General features: G+C 63.8%; 11 protein-coding genes. All 11 read right to left on the bottom strand.

What is annotated here, in order from left to right; genetic code table 11:
• Nucleotides 1-10: 10 nt before the first annotated feature.
• The 11 genes from ET475_RS08175 to ET475_RS08125 are packed head-to-tail and all read right to left on the bottom strand — an operon-like array spanning nt 11 to nt 16,584.
• Nucleotides 11-1,171: a glycosyltransferase family 4 protein gene (locus ET475_RS08175; protein ID WP_129388417.1), complete on the bottom strand. Its 1,161-nt coding sequence runs from the start codon at nt 1,169-1,171 to the stop codon at nt 11-13.
• Nucleotides 1,168-2,262: a glycosyltransferase family 2 protein gene (locus ET475_RS08170; RefSeq protein ID WP_165310832.1), complete on the bottom strand. Its 1,095-nt coding sequence runs from the start codon at nt 2,260-2,262 to the stop codon at nt 1,168-1,170. Before ET475_RS08170 ends, ET475_RS08175 begins: the two co-directional genes overlap by 4 nt.
• A 10-nt stretch (nt 2,263-2,272) precedes the next feature.
• Nucleotides 2,273-3,853, bottom strand: coding sequence for a lipopolysaccharide biosynthesis protein (locus tag ET475_RS08165; protein ID WP_129388412.1), 1,581 nt, complete (start codon nt 3,851-3,853; stop codon nt 2,273-2,275).
• The gene (locus tag ET475_RS08160) at nt 3,854-5,128 is read right to left on the bottom strand and encodes a glycosyltransferase (RefSeq protein WP_129388409.1); all 1,275 of its coding nucleotides are present in this window, start codon (nt 5,126-5,128) and stop codon (nt 3,854-3,856) included.
• Entirely contained in the window at nt 5,125-6,249 is a 1,125-nt protein-coding gene (locus ET475_RS08155; RefSeq protein WP_129388406.1) for a DegT/DnrJ/EryC1/StrS family aminotransferase, read from the bottom strand. The genes ET475_RS08160 and ET475_RS08155 overlap by 4 nt, the downstream gene beginning before the upstream one ends.
• Nucleotides 6,250-6,257: 8 nt before the next feature.
• Nucleotides 6,258-7,358, bottom strand: coding sequence for a glycosyltransferase (locus tag ET475_RS08150; protein ID WP_129388403.1), 1,101 nt, complete (start codon nt 7,356-7,358; stop codon nt 6,258-6,260).
• 17 nt (nt 7,359-7,375) lie between these two features.
• Nucleotides 7,376-8,002 (bottom strand): NeuD/PglB/VioB family sugar acetyltransferase, encoded by a 627-nt coding sequence (locus ET475_RS08145; RefSeq protein WP_129388400.1) that lies wholly within the window; start codon nt 8,000-8,002, stop codon nt 7,376-7,378.
• The gene (locus ET475_RS08140; RefSeq protein ID WP_242497808.1) at nt 7,999-9,141 is read right to left on the bottom strand and encodes a DegT/DnrJ/EryC1/StrS family aminotransferase; all 1,143 of its coding nucleotides are present in this window, start codon (nt 9,139-9,141) and stop codon (nt 7,999-8,001) included. Before ET475_RS08140 ends, ET475_RS08145 begins: the two co-directional genes overlap by 4 nt.
• Nucleotides 9,138-10,133: an NAD-dependent epimerase/dehydratase family protein gene (locus ET475_RS08135; protein ID WP_129388397.1), complete on the bottom strand. Its 996-nt coding sequence runs from the start codon at nt 10,131-10,133 to the stop codon at nt 9,138-9,140. The genes ET475_RS08140 and ET475_RS08135 overlap by 4 nt, the downstream gene beginning before the upstream one ends.
• The gene (locus ET475_RS08130) at nt 10,130-11,191 is read right to left on the bottom strand and encodes a Gfo/Idh/MocA family protein (RefSeq protein ID WP_129388394.1); all 1,062 of its coding nucleotides are present in this window, start codon (nt 11,189-11,191) and stop codon (nt 10,130-10,132) included. Before ET475_RS08130 ends, ET475_RS08135 begins: the two co-directional genes overlap by 4 nt.
• 53 nt (nt 11,192-11,244) lie before the next feature.
• The gene (locus ET475_RS08125) at nt 11,245-16,584 is read right to left on the bottom strand and encodes a DUF4082 domain-containing protein (RefSeq protein ID WP_242497807.1); all 5,340 of its coding nucleotides are present in this window, start codon (nt 16,582-16,584) and stop codon (nt 11,245-11,247) included.
• Nucleotides 16,585-16,669: the final 85 nt, after the last annotated feature.

The following is a 16,669-nucleotide window of genomic DNA, read 5'->3' as shown; positions in this document are numbered from 1 at the left end:
GGTACACATGTCACTGCACTCGCTCGGTCTCACCAGCAGACACCCCCAGTGCAGCGAGAATACGAGACGCGACGTGTTCCCAGGTAGATTCCGCGGCCCGTTCCTTCGCGAGCTCTCCCCGTCGCCGCGCTTCTTCCGGGCCCGAGAGAGTCAACATCGCATTGAACAGAGCCGCGTCATCGAATGGAGACACGACGATCGCAGCCTCTCCGAGTAGTTCACCGGCGCCGCCTTCGGATGTCGCGATGACAGGAATGCCTGCGGAGGCAGCTTCCAGATATGCGATCGGAGAGGGGTCGAACCGGCTCGGAAGCACAAAGGCCGTCGCCCGCGCGAGCAGGTTATCAAGCGTATTCTGCGCCTCAGGATCGTCTCGTGCGAGCAGACCATGATCCACGATCCCCGGGCCGGATACTGGGGCATGTCTGCCGACAAGATGGAGAGTGGCATCTCGGTGAACCCGTCGCACTGCCTCGAAGGCGCGCACAACCGCCTCCCCGTTCTTCCTTCTCCAGTCAACGCCGACAAAGAGAAAGACAGGAACGCTCCAGTCGCGCGCGACCACTGGACCAGCCGTGCGCGGGCGGTGTCCCATACCGACCGCAACGACCCGATCGCTCGGCACACCATAGTCAGAGACGATGGAACGCGCCGCCCACGTCGTGCTCGCGCAGTTGACCGTCGCTGCGCGAGCGGACCGCGCCTGGGTCTCTATCCACCGTCGAACGTCACGTTCTCTGAAGCCGGCATTGCTCGTGTCGGACTCTGGGCTCTCCCACATCGTCGAAAGGGTGGTGTCGTCGTATGTCGCAACGGGCGCGTGGACGACAAGGCGCTCGAGCTCGTAGCAGTCCGTGCCGACGGCGAGCACTCCGTCAAGGTGCCCAAGACGATCCAGCTGGTTCTGGAATGTGCGCCGACGCAGCCATATCTTGATGCTGCTGCGCTCCGCGGCCGTCAGATCGTGTGATATCACGCGGGAGACGACGTGCGCCAAGCGGCGGACAAGCGTCGGAACCTTATACCCGACCTCGATGACCTCGACCCCGAGGCCACGCATCGCAGTGACGAGTCCCAGCGGTGTGCCCGACCAATCGCGCTCAGTGATCGGGCCGCGCGAAGGGTGCAAGAAGGCGACACGCGGCGCAATGCGTTCGGCATCGTGCATCATATCCCGAACCTCCGCCACATTCGGAACCGAATCCTCGCAGCGAGATCCCGCCGCACACGCTCAAGACGCACGGGGATCCCGTTGTATCCCGGGTCGGCGACACGTCTCCTGTTGATCTTCCAGGCACGTGTCCTCACTATGCGGGAGTCGAGCCTCGCAGCGTCATCGAGGTATTCCTGTGCAGGATTGCCCGCTTCGTGTTCCTCAAATGCCAAGCGCACAGCATCCTTTGCCAACGAGCGTCGAGACAGCACCCGCATATCGGAAAGACCCTTCACCGTGTTGGGTGCTTCCGCGAAAAACAGGTCGAATGCGTCTCTTCTCGCCCGGAAGTCCACCAACTTTCCCGTGTGAACAGTGTGCTGCATACTCAGCGAATGCTGTCGATAGAAGCCCTGGACCACGCCTCCGATCCGCGCGACCGAACCCTGGGACGCGAGACGCAGCCAGAGATTGAGATCGCTTGCCGCCGGCACCTCAGCACGATGACCTCCAACGGTCTGCAGCGCACTGGTACGAATCATCACCTCGGGCTGATAAATGACGTTTCGGCAGCGCTTCATTCTGAGCGTCAGCCACTTTCTGCCAGGCCAGATCTTCAACCGCCGCGCTCCCACCGCTCTCACCGATGTCGGCGGCTGCCCGCTGAAAGAGGTCACCGGTCCATACACGAAGACGACGTCGGGATGCGTCTCCAGAACCGACACTGACCGCGACAACGATCCCGGCGGCAAGAGATCATCGGGGTCAAGCTTGACCACATACGGCGCCGTCGCGCTCTCCAGGGCCTCGTTGAAAGTGTGGATGTGGCCGAGATTCACTTCGCGTGCGATGAGACGAACGCGAGGATCCGCATCCACGAGTCTGCGCGCAATCTTCACGCTGTCGTCCGTCGATGCATCATCCACGATGGTCACGTCGACCTCGACACCTTCCTGTGCCAGCGCCGATACGACGGCTTCCTCCAGATACTGTGCGTAGTTGTGGCAGGGAATCACGACAGAGACCCGTGCCCGCGTCTCACCGTCGAGGCGTTGACCTCGAACCATGTCGGGCGCGCCACCGCCGGCCAATGCCTCGTCCTCGTGCATGCGCATGGTCTCACATGTCCTTTTCTACGGAATCGCTTGACGCTGCTCTCTCTCGCACGCTTACCGTGCGAGAGAGACGTTGGGTCCAATTCGTGGTCGACTTGCTAACGATAGGCAGACGTTGTGACACCAGACGGACCACTTCCCTGAACGTGGCTCGCATGATGACGAACATCGCTCCGAACTGCGCAAGGAGGACCGCTGTTCCGGTCAGAACGACACACGCAACAGGACCGAGAGGCTGGGAGAGAACGTACGCTGCGTATCCGAGCGCCCCTGAGACAGCAGCTGTCGCCATGGCTCGAAAGAACGGCGAGGCGACGCTCTGCCATCTGACAGCCAGTACGTGAGCCACCAGCGCCCATCGCACAATCGTCGCAACAATCGCAACCACAAGAAACCCGAGCGCCCAGGACACGAGTCCGAATCGTGCCGTCAGCGCAGCCGACAGTATGGTGAGGCCGTCGATAGCAGTGGCATATATCAGCCACATTCCCGGCTTCCCGACACCGTATAAGAGGCCGTAATCGATCAGTGCGCCGGTCACGAAAATGGATGCGACTGCGAGTACCTGCGAGGCAGCAACACTTGGCACCCATACCTGGCCGAAGAAGGCTGGAAGAATGATCGGGGATACGAGCGCGATGACGATCATCACCGGGATGATCACCCCGTAGCCCATTGACAGAGATCTCGAGTATGCGGATCGAAGTCTGTCTGCCTCCCCACGGACCTGTGCGAACACGACGGTTGACACCGGCACGATCGCAGCAGCTGACACGTCTTGGACGACTTGGATCAGCCTTTGGGCGATATTCAGGTACCCAAGCCCCGCCGGTCCCAAGGCAGCCACGATGATCGCGTTTTCGGCCAGTGAGCGACCTACCCCGACGATTTCGACGCTCACGACCTTGATGCCGAATGTACTCATCGCTTTGAACTCAGCAAGCGAAAACGAGAGGCGAGGGATCCATCGAGCGGAGAACCAGCAGAACACAAACGTGACAAGCTGATTGAGCACGGTCTGTGCAATGAGCGCCCAGACTCCGAATCCCATGAGCGCGAGCGCCACAGCGGCAGCCTGCCCGACGAGCGCGGCGCATATGGATTGGGCTGCAAGAGCACGGAAACGCATTCTGCGACGCAGGAGAGACATCGGAACGGTGCTCGCAGTGACGAGCAGGACTGCGGGAACGAGTCCCCTGACGACACCCGACACGTCCGAAATGTTGAAGATCAGTGCGATGACAGGGGCAGACAAGAACAGACCACCGGCGAGCACGACGCCGGCTGCCGTCGTGAACCAGAAGGCGGTGCTTAACATGCGACGGTCCACGTGCGATGCCTGCATGATGTAGGAAGAGAACCCCATGTCAGCGAGGACATTCACGATAGGCAACATGGAAGTCGCAATCGCAACCGTGCCGAAGTCCTGCGGAGACAGCAAACGTGTCAGGATCAGGATCGTGACGAATCCCGCGATTCGCACTACCCAGCGCTGAGCCGCGCTCCACATCACGGACGTGATGGCTTTGTCCGCGAGTTGTCCGTGCTCGTTGACGCGGCCGTCGGCGCCGCCACCCCCAGCCACTCAAGCACCCACTTGTTGTGTGATCGCGTGGCCGCGGAGCTCCCGCACCTTTCGCTGGATACGAGGGAAGCGGGTCGAAATACGAACCTTTGCCAACTCCAGCGCGAGCCGCGCCGCTGCGACCAGCCGTTGGAACGCGGTCTGGCGCGGCATCGAGACGACATCCGCGTAGACCGCCCGCAGCTCGAGTCCGGCTGCTTGCAAGCTGTAGCGACGCATCACGAGATCACGGCCGAATTGCCCGAGGGCAGCGCGTTCTGATTCGTCAAGCGCCAGCATGCGCGCCAGCTCAGCGGTACAACGCTCTGTCGCCCCCGTACCCTCCCCGATGCCATACCAACCGTGTTCGAGAAACTGCGGTAGCGACTGCTCGTCTGCCATCGCCCAGAATCCCTGCTCGCCCTGGACCAGGAGCGGTTTTGCCACTGCCATCGCCCGAAGTGCCGATCCTCCCATCCCAACGGCGATATCCGCCGCGAGATAGTAGCGAAGAGGCTCAGAGCGTGATCCTAGGAGGGAGATCACTTTCCGACGCGCGTGGGCATTCGCCCTGTCAACCGCTGCTTGCACGGCTGGGCGCTCGGGCCCATCCCCGACGATCGCGAGCCGAACGGGCGCGGTTCTGCCGAGGTTCCCGATCGCCTCGACAAGAGTCAGGATCCCTTCCAGTTTGAGCGCCTGCGCAAGTCTGCCGACGACGACGACGAGATCGTCGTCTTGGCCTGCGCCGCACTCTGCGCGTGCCGCTGCGATCTCGTCCGGCCCACATGCGTTCGGCCGGAACTCCTCCGTGTCCACGGGGGGTTCGATCAATCGTGCGACGCGGCCTTCCCCTCTCGCACGGTCGACGAGCTGTTGAGTTCCCAGCACAAGCGGAACAGTCGAAGGGATGAAGTACGGATAGTCCATCGACAAGATCGTGGAGACCAGCGGCACCCCGACACCCACACCTGCGGCGAATACCGCATCGACGGTGGGGACCCATTCGTAGGTGTGAATCACATCGATTCCTCGCGTGCGGATGAGTTTTCGGAGGTCGTGAATCCTTCTCAACGACAATGCAGACTCTCTCAGCTTCGTGAGATGCAGTTCCACGCCGATGCGTCGGGCTCGCTCAACCAACTCACCGTCCGGCGCATAGACGATGACCTCGAATCCGGGGTCTCTGGCGACCTCGCTGATGAGTTCGAGGGCGTTGATCTGGCTCCCGCCGAGCTCGAAGTTGTGCGGAACAACGAGAACTCGCGTCCGCCGTTCCACATTGCGGACTGTCATTTCCGGCGCACTCTCGTAAGGCGGGTCAGGCACGTCGCGACTTCGATCTGCTGCTCCTGCGTCAGATGCGGGAACATCGGCAGCGACAGAATGCACCCGGCCGCCGCCTCAGCGACCGGGAACTGCCCCGGCCGGTAGCCGAGCGACGCGTACGCCTCGGTCAGCGGCACGATCGTCGGATAGTGGATACCGACGCCGATGCCCGCGGCGCTCAGCTCGGCCATCACGCGGTCGCGCTCGGCGACCCGAACGACGTACAGATGCCACACGTCCTTATTGCCCGGGCGCACCGACGGTGTCCGCACGCCGTCGACATCCGCCAGCAGCTCGCCGTAACGGGCTGCGGCCGCGCGGCGCGCGGCGTTCCACGTGTCGAGTCGGCGCAGCTTCGCACGCAGCACGGTCGCCTGCACCGCATCCAGACGCGCGTTCATGCCGATGTTGTCGTGCACGTACTTGACCGAGCTGCCGTGCGCGGCAAGATTGCGGATGAGCGCGGCAGCACCGGAGTCGTCTGTCATCACCGCGCCTGCGTCACCGGCGGCGCCCAAATTCTTTCCCGGATAGAAGCTCGTCGCCGCGAACCGCCCGAGTGAACCGGCGCGCCCTGCGGCCGAGCTCGCGCCCTGTGACTGCGCGGCATCCTCGATGAGCACGAGATCGTTCTTCTCGGCGATCGGGGCGATCTGCTCGACGGGCGCGGTCTGCCCGAACAGGTGCACCGGCACGATCGCCCGCGTCCGCAAGGTGATGGCCGCTTCCACGGCATCCGGGTCCATCAGCAGATACTCGTCATCGACGTCGATGAAGACCGGCACGGCGCCGATCCGCGACGCGGCCTCGGCCGTCGCGATGAACGTGTTCGCCGGCATGATGACCTCGTCGCCCGGACCCACCCCTGCCGCACGATACGCGAGCTCAAGCGCGTCGGTGCCGTTGGAGACGCCGATCACGTGACCCACGCCGATGTACTCGGCGTATTCACGCTCGAACGCGTCGACCTCAGGTCCACCGACGAAGCCCGCCGACGCGAATTGTCGTTGCCACACTGGAAGCACCTCGTCGGCGATCTCGTCCTGCTGTGCGACAAGATCGAGGAACGGGACATTCGTCGTGTTCATTCTGGACATCAGTGCCGCTCTCTCGCCGATTCAAACAGTTCGATATGTTCGGTGGCAACCACGCGCGGAACAATGTCCGGTCGCCCCGAACTCACAGTCGCCAGGCGAGAATGCTTGAGCCATTCCGCAATAATTCCGTCCAGCGCGTCAGCCCAGACTTGCGGTGGCGCCCAGGGGTCGACCATGACCCCGGAGCCGGCAGCCGCCTCGGGCAAGCCGCCTCGGTCGCTATAAACACTGGGGACGCCACGAGCTCCGGCCTCTGGAACCACTCGTCCGAACGCTTCCTGCCACTGCGACGGGACGAACAGTACTGAACTGCGGTCGTAGACGCGCGTGATCTCGTCCGAATGGCGTTCAAATCGGACGTTGGGAAGCGACCTGATCCGTTCGTTCAAGTCGGCCCGCTGCCTATCGTCCAAGTGCCATGATTCGAGCAACAGGAATTGGTATTGGGGCCGGATCTTCGCGACTTCAAGCGTGATGTCGATCCCCTTGATGGCAATAGGGTTCACCATCAGGATCGTCGACTCAGTTCTCGACGGCACAGCGCCGGTGTCATCCACAGTGATGGGCGGATAAATGACGGTCGAGTCGATGCCGGTAAGTGCCTTCGTCTCACGAGCAAGGAACTGAGAGTTCGAGATCACCATCGTCTCGCCTGATCGAATACGCTCACGGAAGTCCCGTGATCCCCATGACAGCCCCGCTATCTCCGCGGCGCTCTCGCGAGTGACCAATCGGAGAGCCACAAGCCCGTCATGACCCGATAGGGCATCCAACAGCATGGCGAACCGCGATCCCTGAAGGACAACGACATCGGGCTTCTCAGCGTCCACCCAGTCCGAAAGGTTGTCCACATACGCGTGGGAACCAGAGCGCAGCACGAAATAGCCGTCCAGCACTCCTAGAAATGGATGCTGACGCCACCCCATCAGGCGGAGAATGCGCCGAATGCGGCGGCGTATTCGCGACTCGCTCCTGCCCGCAAAGACAGTGACCTCGTGACCATCCTTGGCCCATTCACGGCACAACTCGTGAATGTCTAGGAGTCCGCCCCCGTGAGTCTCCGGCAGGTAAGGCTCTGCAATCGCAACCAATATCTTCATAGCGCCTATATGGTCTTTCAAGCTCTCGTCGGCAGAAGGCGGGCTGGTACTCCTGCCCAAGTCTGCTCATGTGGCACCTCGGTGATCACCGCGGCCCCCATCCCGACGGTCGACTCGGCCCCGATCGAAAGGCCCTGACGCACCGACGCGTTCATGCCCAGGTAGGCCGCCTCGCCGACGTGCACGCCGCCGCCCAGCGCGACGCCCGCGGCGAGCGTGCTGAAGTCGTCGAGCACGTCGTCGTGGGTGACGGTGCAGTTCGGCATCACCACGACGTGGCGGCCGATCCGTGCGTCGGCGGTGACCACGACACTGTCGAGAAGGATGCTGCCGACACCGACGTCGCTCGTGGCGCCGATGCGAGCCGAGCGCGCGACGTACGTCGCGTACTGATCGTCGGCGACGCCGAACTTCGTCAGTCGCCGAACAACATTGCGGCGGCTGATGCTCGGCCCGACGCACACGAGCAGCTGCTCGTCGCGCTTGGCCGCGAGCGCCAGGGGGCCGAGCACGGGCAGGCCACACACCTCGCTGTCGTGCAGGTTCACATCATCGTCGAGGATGCCGACGACGCCCGTGATACCTGCCGCGAGCACTTCGCGCGCCAGCCCGCTCGCCCCCACCAGCAGCACTCCGTCGGTCATGACACCCCCACAGGGTTGCGCAGCACAGCGATCACGCGATCCTGATCGGCTTCGCTGAGAGTGTGGAACAGCGGCAGGATCAGTGTGCGGTCGTTGAGTCGTTCGGTGACCGGCAGGCCGGACTCCGGCGTCAGGTCGCGATACGGCGGCTGGCGATGCGAGGCCATGATCCCCCGACGCGCCGAGATGTCGGCGTGCGCCAAGGCTTCGAGCAGCCCCTCGCGGTCGACGGGATATCCTTCGTCGACCTCGACCCAGAACGACTGGAAGTTGCCGGTGCCGTACTCCGGGTCGACGACGGCACGCAGCCCGGGAATGTCGGCAATGTGCTCTTGATAGCGGGATGCCAGCTCCCGACGGCGCGCGACGATCTGCGGCAACCGACCCAGCTGCACGAGCCCGACGGCTGCCTGCAGGTCGGTCATGCGGAAGTTGTATCCCACTTCCGTGTACTCCTCGGCCGGCGGCAGCACCGAAGTGTGCCGGTCGGCGGCCGAGACGCTCATCGCGTGCTCGCGCAGCTTCTTCGCCCGCGCCGCCCACTGCGCGTTCGCCGTCGTGAGCATGCCGCCCTCGCCGGTGGTCAGCAACTTGCGGGGATGGAACGACCATGCCGCGATCTCGGCACCGGCCCCCACGGGGCGCCCCTTATATGTCGAGCCCGCACCACATGCGGCATCCTCGATCACCACGATCTTGAAGGGATCGGTCGCCGCGCGCACGTCGTCGAGGTCGAGCGGCACGCCGCCCTGGTCGACGCCGATGACCGCGCGAGTGTTCGACGTCAGCGCGGCGCGCACGGTGTCGCCGGTGAGGTTGCCGGTAAGCGGGTCGACATCGGCGAACACCGGGTTGGCCCCGACATAGCGGACCGCGTTCGTCGTAGCGATGAAGGAGAACGACGGCACGACGACATCGTCGCCGGGGCGCACATCGGCGACCAGCAGCGCGAGGTGCAGCGCCGTGGTGCAGCTCGTTGTGGCCACGGCGTGCGGCGCCTGCATTGCGGCGGCGAACTCCTCTTCAAAACGCGCGACGCGAGGGCCCTGCGCCACCCACCCGCTGGCGATCGTCTCGGCGACAGCATCCGCCTCTTCCTGGCCGAGCCAGGGGACCATGACGTTGATGCGGTCGCTCATGATGCGATCACCGATCGCTGAGCCGCGATCTCGTCACGCAGCGGACGCCACCACTCGACGAGCTGGCGCAGACCCTCTTCGAGGCCGATCGTCGACTCCCAGCCCAGGTCGCGTCGTGCGGCGCTGACATCGGCCAGCCGACGAGCGACGTTGTTGACGGTGCGGGCAGGGCCGAATTCAACGCCGAGGTCGGAGTCCATCACGCGCAGCAGCGCTTCGGCGAGTTCGAGCAGACTCGTCTCGGTTCCGCTGGCGATGTTGTAGGTGCCCTCGACGATGTCACTCTGCGCCGCCAGCACGTTGGCTCGCGCGATATCGGGCACGCAGACGAAGTCCATGGTCTGCTTGCCGTCACCGAAGATGAGCGGCGGCTTACCATCAACGATCCGCTCCATCCACCGCACCAGCACCTCGGTGTACAGGCCATGCACATCCATGCGCGGCCCGTACACGTTGAAGTAGCGCAGCAGCACGTAGTCGATACCTTCCATCGCGCGGAAGCTGCGGATGAGGCCTTCGTTGAACGTCTTCGACGCCCCATAGAGCGTGTCGTTGTTCTCGTGGTGATGGCGCTCCGTGGTGGGGAATTCCTCGGCCATGCCATAGACCGAGGCGCTGGATGCGGCGACCAGCTTGCCCACCTTGTGCCGCGCGACGGCCTCGACGACATTGAAGGTGCCGTCGACAAGCACCTCAAGGGCGAGTCGCGGCTCTTCCGCACACTGCGTGATGCGAATCGCCGCCTGGTGGAACACGATGTCTTTGCCCGCGGTGACCTCGTCGACGACCTTGCGATCGCGAATGTCACCGTCGATCTGGGTCGCCCGGCCGGTCGCGATAGCGCCGTCGAGGTTCGCCAGCCGTCCCCGCACGAGGTTGTCGAGCACGTCGACGTGTGCCGCACCGGCATCGAGCAGCTGGTCGACAAGGGTGGATCCGATCGTGCCGGCACCGCCGGTGACCAGGATGTTCGCGCCTTCGATATGGGTCATGACACTCTTTCGATCGTGGTGTTCTGTACAGGGTGGGGAGCGCCGCCGGCACCGAGGCTGCTCTTCGCAGCCTCGAGCACCGAGAGCACGCGCAATCCCGACGCTCCGTCGGTGCGCGCGGTGCGCTTTTCACGAATGGATGCCGCGAACTCTGCCGTCATGTTGGAGAGGGCTTCTTGCTCGGGAAGGGCCGGAGACCAGGTGTCTCCCAGGCGGTACGAGATGTTCGCGGCCCGCGCGTCGGTCGTGGTCACCTTGGACTGTTCGGCGATGTCGACGCCGCGGTCGTAGACGCTCAGGCGCTGCTGCGGGTTCAGGTCGTCCCACACCAGCGTGCGCTTGGTGCCGCCGATCACCATCTGGCGGATCTTGGTGGGGCTGAGCCAGTTGACGTGCACGTGCGCGATCGCCCCGCCTGCCAGCGGAAGCGTGAGGTACCCGACACACGCCTTTCCGGTGTGCAACGGGTCGGCACCGTGGGCGGCGACGGTGGCCGCGTCGATGCCGCCCGGCAGCACGAAATCGATGATCGACAGATCATGCGGGGCGAGATCCCACAGCACATCGACGTCGGGTTGGATCAGGCCGAGGTTGATCCGCACGCTGTCGATGAAGAGGATGTCGCCCAGCGATCCGTCGGCGATCAGCTCACGGATCTTCATCACTGCGGGTGTGTAGCAGTAGGTGTGGTCGGTGAGCAGCACCAGGTCGTTCGCGCGGGCGCGGTCGACCATCTCGGCACCCCGATCGACGGTGTCGGCCAAGGGCTTCTCGACAGACACGTGCTTGCCGGCGTCGAGCGCCGCCATCACGATCGGATGGTGAGTGCGGGCCGGCGTCGCAACGGCGATCGCGTCGATCGCGGGGTCGGCGAGCACATCGTCGAGACTCTGCGAGACGGGTACGCCCCCTACGCGATCGGAAACCTGCTGTGCACGCTGCAGGTCGAGATCGCACACGACCGCGAGGTTCCAGTCCGGGCTCGCGGCGAAGTTGCGCGCCAGGTTCGGTCCCCAGTATCCGGCACCGACCACAGCGACGTTGAATCGTTCAGTCACTGAATTCCTTCTGTCTCGGTGCGACGCCCTCCCCCGACGGCGCACCGAGGCTTCTACTCGGCAGGCGTGTACAACACGTCCACCCAGTAGTTGTTCGTCGAAACATTGGAAGGGAAGTCTGTTGAATAGATCCACGCACTGCCGCTGGCAGGAATCGTGAACGGGCCCACGGTCGTCTCCTTGGCGAGAGTGCCGATGTCGACGGCATAGCGCCCGGTGGTGCTGTAGAGACCGACGCGGTACTCGACATCAGGCTCGAGCTCGACGGGCTCGGCGAACTGAGCCGTCTGCCAGCCGTCGGCCGTCTCGCCCGTGAACTGGATCTCGGCGAGTTGTGTGCCGTCGGCGTTCCAGAGGTAACCCGTGTGCTGCCCCGTGTTGGCGCTGCCCTTGTAGAAGCGCACGCCCGTCGCCTCACCTCCGGCGTCCACGGTGAAGCGCGTCGCCACCTGCACGGCGTCGGGGTCATCCCACCACGCGTTGGCGGGCAAGGAGTCGCCGAAGATCGTCTGCGCGGTCTCGACGGCAGGAGCATCGGCCGTTGTGAACGACCAGGTGCCGTCCGAGACGGTCGCATCATCCACTGTGATGGTGACGTCGTAGGCCGTGCTCCACGCGAGGGGCTCGGTCGGTGTGAACGTGACGGTCTTCGAATCAGAATCATAGACGGTCGTTCCCGCCACCGGAGTGGTCCCGCTGGACACCGACACGTTTGCCGTCCCCGGATCACTGGCGAATGTCGTCGTCACCGTGGTCGTCGGCGCGACGTCATTCCCGGCATCGGGGGCGTGCGCGGTGACGCTGTAGTACACCTCAGGAGAGGTGTCCGTCGGTTCCGTCGTCCCCGACGTATCCGTTGATCCGGTGTCGTCCGACGGATCGGGGCTCTCGGTCGGGTCAGGGCTCGGGGATGGTGCCGGGTCGGCACTCGGAGACGGTGAGGGGGACGATGTCGAACCTGAGCCCGCACCCTGATCGGAGAACAGGACTTCCACGTCGACGAAGTATGCCGTGGCCTGGAACGAGTCCGTCGGGAAGCCCCCCGAACCGCCATACAGGTACCGCCCGTTCTGGGTCGCGATGCCGGTCAGACGCCCGCTCGTCCGTTCGGTGGCGAAGTATTTACTCTGTGCGGCGTAGTGCCCGTTCGGAGCGAAATAGGAGACCACATACGTCTGCCCCGGTGACACCGCGACCGGACTCGCCAACGCAGCCCTCTGCCAACCGGAGTCACTCTCGGCGTCGAACGTCACCGTGGCGAGCTTCACGCCGTCTGCCGTCCAGAGGGTGCCGACATGCGTGCCGGTGTTGCCGGAGCCCTTGTAGAACCGAATCGCTTGCACTTCGCCGGCCTCTGAGACAGTGAACGCCGTTCCCACCTCGATGGCGTCGGAGTCTGCCTCCGCCGTTACGGACGGTGTCACTCCGTTGAACAGCGTGTCGACCACACCATCCACAGATGCCGTGAACTCGACATCGACGAAGTAGTTCGTCGAGTTCCAGGACGAGGTCGGACGCCCCGACGACCCGTACACGAACGTTCCATTGTTCGGCGACACCGCGGTCAGAGGCCCACTGGTCACGGGGTCTGCGAACGCTCCCGACTGGTAGGTGTAATTGCCGTTTGGCGCCAGGTACGAAACGGTATAGGTCTGGCCCGGAACCAGATCGACAGGAGTGCTCAAGCTCGCCCGCTGCCAGCCGGTGTCACTCTCGTTCGTGAATGTCACCGTCGCGAGGGGGGTGGATCCCGACCCCCAGAGCCAGCCGATGTGAGTACCGGTGTTCCCCGCCGACTTGTAGAACCGCAGAGCACGCACCTGGCCCTGCACCGAGGTCGTGAAGGACATGCCGAGGATCACAGAGTCAGGGTCATCGGTCGCTGTGACGGCGCTGGCCGACGGCGGTCCGTCGAACATCGTCACGACGGTGTCACCTGAGGCTCCGATGGTGGCGAACGACCATGACTTGTCAGCTCCCACACCGCCGTTGGCCCCGGTGACGCCCGACAGCGCGGCGGTGATCGTGGCAGCGGTCGGGAGCGCATTCGAAGGTGTGAACGTGGCTGTGAGGCCGTCCGCCGACAGCGCGACCGTGCCCGGAATGGCCGCACCGCCACTCGAGAGCGCCAGGGTAGCTGCGGTGACCTTGGCATCGAAGGTCACGGTCACCGCGGCATCCGTCTCAACGCCTGCGTCGCCCGCAACAGGTGAGACCTTCACGACCGCAGGGCCCGTGGCCAAAGGCTCGAAGACCACATCGACCGCGTATTCCGTCGTCGACGATTGGCTGGGGAACCCTCCCGCGTACGTGTAAACCCCCCCGTTGACCGGCACTGTGAGGGGGCCTCGCGAATACGCCGTCGAGAAGATACCCGAGCTCACCGCGTACCCACCGTACGGGGCAGTGTATGAGACCACGTACGTTTTGCCCGCCGAGATCGATACCGGAGTCGACAGGGTGGCGGTTTGCCACCCCACGGTGGATTCATCGTCAAAGGTGACGGTGGCGAGCGCATTTCCTGAGTCGCTCCAGAGCGTTCCAGTATGCGAGCCTCCGTTGCCGGCGCCTTTGTAGAAGCGAAGCGCCGTGATCGTTCCCGCTTCTGCGCTTGAGAATTTGACGCCGAGCGTCACCGCATCGGTGTCTGCCGCCGACGCGATGTCCGGCCTTCGGAGATCCGTGAAGAGCGAGCACGGGCATGTTCCGTCCGGCAGCACAGCAGCCGCGGTACTGATCTTCCACGTGTGCGTGCCATCGGCGAGTCCCACCCCGTTCGCATCCTTCGCCGTGACCGAGACGGTGTAGGTCGCCGATGTGTTGAGAGAAGATGCCGGAGTAAAGGTCGCGGTGCGCGTGTCACTGTCGTACGTGACGGCACCGTCCACGACAGAACCGTCGGAGTTCGTGACGACGAAGGATAGAGCGGCCCGATCGACGTCGCGCGAGAAGACGACCGATACGGGCCCGTCAACCGGATTGCTCGAAGACCCTTCGACGGGAGTGGTCGACAGGATGCGCAACGGCGAGTTGTCGATTGTGTCGAAGAGGACATCGACGTAGTAGTTCGTCTCGTGCCACGTCGAGGTGGGGAACTCACCGGGTGCTGCGAACACTCCGGGTGCGGCCGAACCGACACCGGAAGCGACGGACACGGGACTGCTCTCGCGAGCATCGTATGGCCAATAGAGGGTCTGGGCTGCATAACCGCCGTTGGGAGCGGTGTAGGAAACCGTATATTTTTGTCCCGCCACCACCTCGATCGGGCTCGAGAAGAGAGCCTGCTGCCAACCGGACGACGTCTCGTCGGTGAAGGTCACCGAGCCCAGACGCTGCCCCGTGGAATCCCACAACGAGCCCACGTGCGTTCCTGTGTTGGCCTCGCCCTTGTAGAAACGCACGCCAGTCACATAACCGTCGGAGGTCGGCGTGAACTGAACTCCGAGTTCCACCGCAGCCGGGTCGTCGGCGCTGGCCGTGGGCGGCGTGGCGTCACCGAATGCACTGTACGGACCACCGACGGACACCGTCACGGAGGTGCCCGCTGACGAGAAGTTCCCACTGTCGTCGATTCCCCGAGCCATAATGTTGGCGGATCCGGAGCCCTGCTGGATGTACGTGTACGTCCAGGTGGAGGTACCCGTTGCCGGGTGCCAGCTGGTGCCGCCATCGGTCGAGATCTCGACACCCGCCACCACTCCCTGGGTGTCCGATGCGGTTCCGGTGACCGTCACGGACGTTCCGTTCGGGATGGATGCCCCCGACGTCGGGCTTGCGATCACCGTTGTCGGGGCGGTCGTATCGGTACTCTCCGTCGTCTGCACCAGACCGCTCATGAGTGTCTGCGGTTGAACCCCCATATCGGCGAACAAATTCACCTGGGCCTGCTGCATACGAGGGTCGGGCGGCGAGTCCGAACCGTCGAAATCATCGGCGAGGCCCCACGCCCAGCCCACGCTGCCCGCAGAGAAAACCAGAGCCCCGCTTGCGGCGCGATACATCGTCAAATGATGTTCGGTCGTCCCATCCGTGGCGACGTTCCCATAGTCCTGCAGATATTGTGGCGTCGGCCCGACCGTGGTGGACAGATGGATCAGGCCCGCAGGTCTGAACCCATTGTCGACATCTTCGTCGGACTCATACCCAATGGTGTGTGGGGCCAGTTCGGCGCTCGTCCCTGCCGCGAGATCTGCCAGGCTGGTGTCACGCCAAAGCCGGAGTTTGCCTTCCGCGGCGCTCACTGTCACAGCGAGGTCGTCATCGTTGACCATGTACATCGTGCCCGTGAGCGCGTTCTCGGGCAGAGTTCCCCCTTCGGAGGCGTCGGCGAATCGTGGATCACGCCAGGTGCCGGTCCACTCGGTCGTCGAGGAGTCGATCTTTCCGCCGTCCCGGTTCGCTGAGTTACCCCATGTCTCTTTGTAGGAGACAAGCGTTCGGTAAGGGGTATCGGACCCGTCGACCGACGCCTCGTAACGGGTGTGCCAATACATCTCATTGCCCGAGAGGAATTGCAGATTGACTCCGGCATCCCGCGCATCTTCGACGTTCTGCCGCTGCGCTGCGGACCAGTACTCGTCGTGGCCGACCGAGAGGTACACCTCGTGGTTAAGCAATTGCGAGCCGTAGCGGTCGACGTCGACCGCAGCCATGTAGCTGACGTCGTAGCCGTTGCGCTCGAGGAACTTCACGGTCGCGAACTCAGAGCTGAAATAGAAGCTTCGCTTTTCGATCGTGCCCCGGGTGACGATCGGCCTGTTGTAACTGATCTTGTAGGCACGGCCGTTGGCAGCACCCTGATAGAAGTCGGACCCGCCGTAGGGGTTGTACGCCTGCCATGTGGAGTCCGACGTCTGGAAGACGATGTCGGAGTGGTTGCCGTCGTTGCGGACGACGAAGACGATCTGGCTCTCCCCTCCGGTGTCAGTCCGGCGAAGGAGCGCGAAGTAGACACCCGATACCGCGTCGGATGGAACGTCCCAGGATGCGGAGACACCCCAGGTGCCGCAGTCGTAGAGCTCCGTGGTCACATCCGAGATGCACTCGGGCTGAATCTGGGGAAGCGTGGCGGTCACAGGGATGGACTGAATGAAGCGTGCACCATCGCCCTGATACCAACCCGTCCGATAGATGTCGATCGTGTAAGCCGAGGCGTCCGTGTCGATCTTGAAGTCGATCGTGCTGCCGGCGTTGACACTGATGTCGGTCGAGAATCCTTGGATGCTCGTATCGCCGGCACCATCGATGTCCCACACATCCGGATCGGTGCCGGGCTTCTCGTTCTCGCAGACGATCGGGTTTACGTCGGCGCCGCATGAACTGCCGGCCGCGGCGGCAGGCTCAGGTTGCACAGCGTCGATCGCGACGAGTCCGCCGGAGACGGTGGCGAGCACCGCCGTCAGTACGAGCGCGCGCCAACCACGCCGATGCGTCCAGGTACGCCCAGCCCCAGTGCTCCCCATGTTCCCCAGTTCCCAA

The organism is Microbacterium protaetiae (genome assembly GCF_004135285.1).
GTDB lineage: Bacteria > Actinomycetota > Actinomycetes > Actinomycetales > Microbacteriaceae > Microbacterium > Microbacterium protaetiae.
Note: the sequence above shows the minus strand (reverse complement) of the source record. Positions and strands in the feature narration are given on the sequence as shown.

Coding starts and splice junctions, on each gene's coding strand:
- ET475_RS08175 (WP_129388417.1), bottom strand. CDS start 1,171: ATGATGCACGATGCCGAACGCATTGCGCCGCGTGTCGCCTTCTTGCAC.
- ET475_RS08170 (WP_165310832.1), bottom strand. CDS start 2,262: ATGCACGAGGACGAGGCATTGGCCGGCGGTGGCGCGCCCGACATGGTT.
- ET475_RS08160 (WP_129388409.1), bottom strand. CDS start 5,128: ATGACAGTCCGCAATGTGGAACGGCGGACGCGAGTTCTCGTTGTTCCG.
- ET475_RS08155 (WP_129388406.1), bottom strand. CDS start 6,249: ATGAACACGACGAATGTCCCGTTCCTCGATCTTGTCGCACAGCAGGAC.
- ET475_RS08150 (WP_129388403.1), bottom strand. CDS start 7,358: ATGAAGATATTGGTTGCGATTGCAGAGCCTTACCTGCCGGAGACTCAC.
- ET475_RS08145 (WP_129388400.1), bottom strand. CDS start 8,002: ATGACCGACGGAGTGCTGCTGGTGGGGGCGAGCGGGCTGGCGCGCGAA.
- ET475_RS08140 (WP_242497808.1), bottom strand. CDS start 9,141: ATGAGCGACCGCATCAACGTCATGGTCCCCTGGCTCGGCCAGGAAGAG.
- ET475_RS08135 (WP_129388397.1), bottom strand. CDS start 10,133: ATGACCCATATCGAAGGCGCGAACATCCTGGTCACCGGCGGTGCCGGC.